This is a genomic window from Clostridium tagluense (genome assembly GCF_003865095.1).
Lineage (GTDB): Bacteria > Bacillota > Clostridia > Clostridiales > Clostridiaceae > Clostridium_AD > Clostridium_AD tagluense.
The window spans coordinates 3,954-8,256 of record NZ_BHYK01000065.1; the positions used below are offsets into that span (position 1 = coordinate 3,954).

Annotated in this window: 5 protein-coding genes; all 5 read left to right on the forward strand. The window is 30.4% G+C overall.

The annotated features are described in order from the left end of the window. Window positions 1-53: 53 nt before the first annotated feature. Genes Ctaglu_RS23950 through Ctaglu_RS23970 form a run of 5 tightly spaced genes read left to right on the forward strand, consistent with a single transcriptional unit; the run spans window position 54 to window position 4,165 of the window. Complete coding sequence (locus Ctaglu_RS23950; protein WP_125006481.1) at window positions 54-803, forward strand: hypothetical protein; 750 nt, start codon at window positions 54-56, stop codon at window positions 801-803. Between the two features lie 19 nt (window positions 804-822). After that, window positions 823-1,194, forward strand: coding sequence for a Cas9 inhibitor AcrIIA9 family protein (locus Ctaglu_RS23955; RefSeq protein WP_125006483.1), 372 nt, complete (start codon window positions 823-825; stop codon window positions 1,192-1,194). Window positions 1,195-1,205: 11 nt separating this feature from the next. Then, the gene (locus Ctaglu_RS23960) at window positions 1,206-2,735 is read left to right on the forward strand and encodes a PcfJ domain-containing protein (protein ID WP_125006485.1); all 1,530 of its coding nucleotides are present in this window, start codon (window positions 1,206-1,208) and stop codon (window positions 2,733-2,735) included. Window positions 2,736-2,754: 19 nt separating this feature from the next. Then, the gene (locus Ctaglu_RS23965; RefSeq protein ID WP_125006487.1) at window positions 2,755-3,729 is read left to right on the forward strand and encodes a DUF3102 domain-containing protein; all 975 of its coding nucleotides are present in this window, start codon (window positions 2,755-2,757) and stop codon (window positions 3,727-3,729) included. Between the two features lie 55 nt (window positions 3,730-3,784). Next, window positions 3,785-4,165, forward strand: a complete 381-nt coding sequence (locus Ctaglu_RS23970) for a hypothetical protein (protein ID WP_125006489.1) — start codon at window positions 3,785-3,787, stop codon at window positions 4,163-4,165. Window positions 4,166-4,303: the final 138 nt, after the last annotated feature.

Genomic DNA, 4,303 nt, shown 5'->3' on the forward strand with positions numbered 1-4,303 from the left:
AACTGCTAAATAGTCTGTAATAAAAAATTGAAAATTGAGAGGGGTAAATTATTATGAATTTAGAAAATAGTATCAAAGATATAATTAGCATTAAATTAGAGGATGGAAGTATTGAAAAAATGGTTTCAGAGCAGTTAGAAAAAGGTGTACTAAAAGCCTTAGATAACTTATTCGGTTCATATGGTGATGTAACTAAGGTTATTGAAAAAGAAATAAAATCTGTTATGATTCCTTACTTAGAAAATTACGATTACTCTGAGTATATAACTAAACTTGATAGTGTTTTAGTAGAAGTTTTAAAATCGGCAGCTGCAGACAACAAAAATATACTAGTGAACTTCAAAGAACTAATGACAAATGATGAAATGAAAACTATTAAAGCAAGCGAAATATATGAAAAATGGATGGAATATGTTGCTGAAAATGTTGATACCTCTGAACTTGAAGTTGAATATGATTGTGATGTTAGTTATGAAAATGTTGATGTTAGTCTTAGCTTTGATGAAGATGATAATAAAAGTTGGGGTAGTTTCTCATATGCTACATTAACATTTGAATGCGAAAAAGATGAAAAAATGAATTTTGAAATAAAATTGAGTAAGTATAATGAGCGAAAAAATTCTAGTTGGGACATATCTTATGAAAGCAAGCACATTCATGATATTAGATCTCTAAAGCATTTAAATGAAATGGAAATTTTCTTGATGAAATTATCACAGAATTACACAAAAATTGAAATTGATAAGACTTATGAGAATGATGAAGTTACTCCAAAAGCAGAGCCAGAAGCTTCATACAATTAATTAAGAGGAGGTTAAAGCCATGTTAAATAAAGCAATAGAAAAATTAAAAGCTGAAATAGATGGAAATAAAAATAATCCTTACATTCATGTAGTTGGAGAGTTTCTTCTCCAGCACCTTCAGGACAACCCTAGTAATGCAGAAAAAGTCGTTCAAGTAGGCAAAACTATTGGACAAAGTTTAAATGAAATGAAAAAGGCAGCTGAAAAAAAGAAGGTTGGAAATTGTGCGGTGTTAACGGATCAAGAAGGGTTTAAAGTAGTTTTAGAATATTTTGGTATTGATGCAGCAGTTTCTACAGTTGGAGTTAAACCTCAGGAACATATAGTCCAAGCTCCTATAGCACAAGATAAAAAAACAAATATTGAATTTAATGTTGAACTTGATTTTTAGGGGGTAAAAAAATGTATGAGGAATATACCAATCACGTATCTAAAGATATATCTAGAGAAATAAAGGATTTTGTCAAAGAAGATATTTTTGGAAATTCAGAGTACTTATTTATAAATAAAGTAGATGGGGTGAATAAAGGATATTGTAGTAAGTGCAGCAATGAATATGATGTTGGAGATATAAAACATAATGAAGACGGCATATGCCCATCCTGTGGAGCTAACTTAAGGGCTAAGTTACTTAGATATGGAAGACAAAATTGTTTGAATGAAGCTTGTTTTTATTTCTTTGAAAAATCAATTGCTGACATTAATGTAGTAGTGTGCAAAGGATATTATGTAACTAAGGATTATGCAGTAGATTATAAAAATCCAAAAATAGTATACAACTTACGTGCAATTTATATTTTTGATGACAAAAAGGCTATTATGTTAAAAAGTAATTACTGGAATGATGATGATTGGGATATGAAAAATTCAGTGTTTGACTTTAACCAAGGGTACCTAGCTACAAAAATGTGCTATTGCTCTTTTAAAAGCATAGGAAAAACTATAAAAGGTACTAGTTATCAATATATTCCCTACAAAAAATTTCAGGGACACTACAGTATAGTAAAGCTCTTTGAAGAGTATTTAAAATATCCTGGTATCGAGTATTTAGTAAAAGAAGGGTTTGAAAATCTTGTTGAAGATAAATTAAATCGAAGGTCCACTCATAGGACTGTTAACTGGAATGGAAAAACAATATTTCAAATATTAAAGTTAAATAAGGTAGAGTTAAGAGAAATAAAAGCTAAGAAGGTACATGTTACTTTTAATTTTTTAAAAGTTTTTCAAGATGTTAAAAAACAGAAATGGGGACTATCTACAGAGGAAGTTATAAAAGTTACAACTGAATATCAAGATTGTTATGATTCTTTAAAAAATATGCTTGAATACAGTTCAATAAAAAGTCTCTTAAAGTACTTCAATAAGCAATATGTTAAATATAATAAAGTTAAAAAAAACAAACATTATCGCATGGAAAGAAGTGTGCTTACAACGTTCAAAGATTATATACGAGATTGCATATCTCTTGGAATGGATATTGCTAAAGAACAGGTTATTTTCCCTAAGAATCTTTATACTGCACATCAAAACACTATTAAACAATTAAAACTAAAGGCTGACGAAACGTTGAATTTAAAGATGCAAGGAAGGATGGAATTGTTAGACAATTATAATTTTGAATTTAATGGATTGATTCTAAGAGCAGCAAGAAGTTCTAATGAACTTATTGAAGAAGGAAAATCACTTAGTCATTGTGTAGGTACTTATGCAGATAGACATGCCAAAGGAGAAACTAATATATTTTTTATCCGTAAAACATCTGATCCTGATAAGTCTTATTACACCATAGAAGTCAAAAAGGATATTATAATTCAAATACATGGAAAAGATAATCGATCTCCAAGTGTAGATGTGCAAGAATTTATTAAAATATTTACAGAAGAAAAATTAAATAAAAAGACTAAGAAAAATAGAATAAGAATATCGGCTTAATTTGGAGGAGGGAAACGTAATGGATGAGATTCAAAACATAGATACATTAACGACTGAAATACTAATTTTAAAGCAGCAGACAGCACAAAACATTATAGAGATTGGCAAGAGATTGGTAGCAGTAAAGGAAAGTTTACCGCATGGACAATGGGGAAAATGGCTAGCAGAAAAGGTTGATTTTAGTAATGTAACAGCTTCAAGATTCATGAGAGTTGCAAATGAATTTTCAAATATTTCAGCGTTGAAAGATTTGGGGTCAAGTAAAATATTTGCCTTGCTTGATGTGCCAGAAGAACAAAGAGAAGAATTTGTTTCTGCACCTCATGAAGTCAATGGAGAAATAAAAACAGTTGATGAAATGACAACTAGAGAACTGCAAAAAACAATTAAAGAAAGAGATGAATTTAAAAAAATTGCTAATGAAAAATCAGAGGAAGCTAGGAAGGCTTTTGATGAAAAAGTGAAAGCAGAGGCTGAAAGAAGAACTACTGATGCAGTACTACGTGAAGCACAGAAAGATGTAAAGAACTTGCAAGATACACTTAGAAAACAAAAGGAAAAATCTGAAAAAGATATTGCAGACCTTCAATCATTTATTGGAGAAGCTGAAAGCACCGGAGACAATGAAGAAGTTTTAAGACTCCAAGCATCACTCCAGGAGTTGCAAAATGATGTAGATAGTTCAGCTTTGAAGATTGATGAACTTGAAGCTGAATTGAAAGCCAAACCCATCGATGTAATAACCGCTGAACCAGTAATAATTGAAAAGGTACCTGAGGAAATAGAAAAGGAATTACAAGAGCTTAGAAAAAAAGATAGCCAAAATAGTGATCAGTCAGTTGTTAAGTTTAAAAGGTATTATGAAAATCTCCAAAGCACCTTTACAGCACAGTTAGAATTGATTGATGAAATGAAGGATACTAATCCTCAAAATCATGAGAAATTCAAAAATGCTATTTCAAAATTGTTAAGCAAAATGACAGAAAGATTGTAATAAAGAATATGCAGTAGTCAAGCAATCCTTGGCTACTGAAAGGGGAAAATTATAATTGGGAAGATTAATCGTAACAGAAATAAAAATAACTGATAAAGAAATCATTATCATAAGAGTGCTAGAGAGTGAAGAAAATACATTCACCACAGGTGTTAAGGAAATATATCCTTTATCTGAAAATGTAAAAATAAATATTGAACGCAATGATAAAGGCCTATATAGATGCATCAAAGGGTTTTCATTAGAAAAATGTGATGATAATGGATTTACCATTGAAGAAGAATATGAAACTGTTGAGCAGGGTTCAATTTGGCATATTCCAGAGGATGAAAATTATAGATTTATAAGTGGAGAAATAAGGCTCGAATCTGACGATCTTAGTTGGGTTGAAATAACTAAAGAACATTTAGAGGAGTATTTTGAAATTGTAATTTGACGGATTATGAAAAAAGTACGACTTATGAAAATGGAGGAAATGAAATGGAAGAGATAATTAAAGAACTAAAAGAATTAGGGTGTGATAGTAAGATATGTAGCGGTAGTGAAGGATATACTGGACATATGAAAGACTATG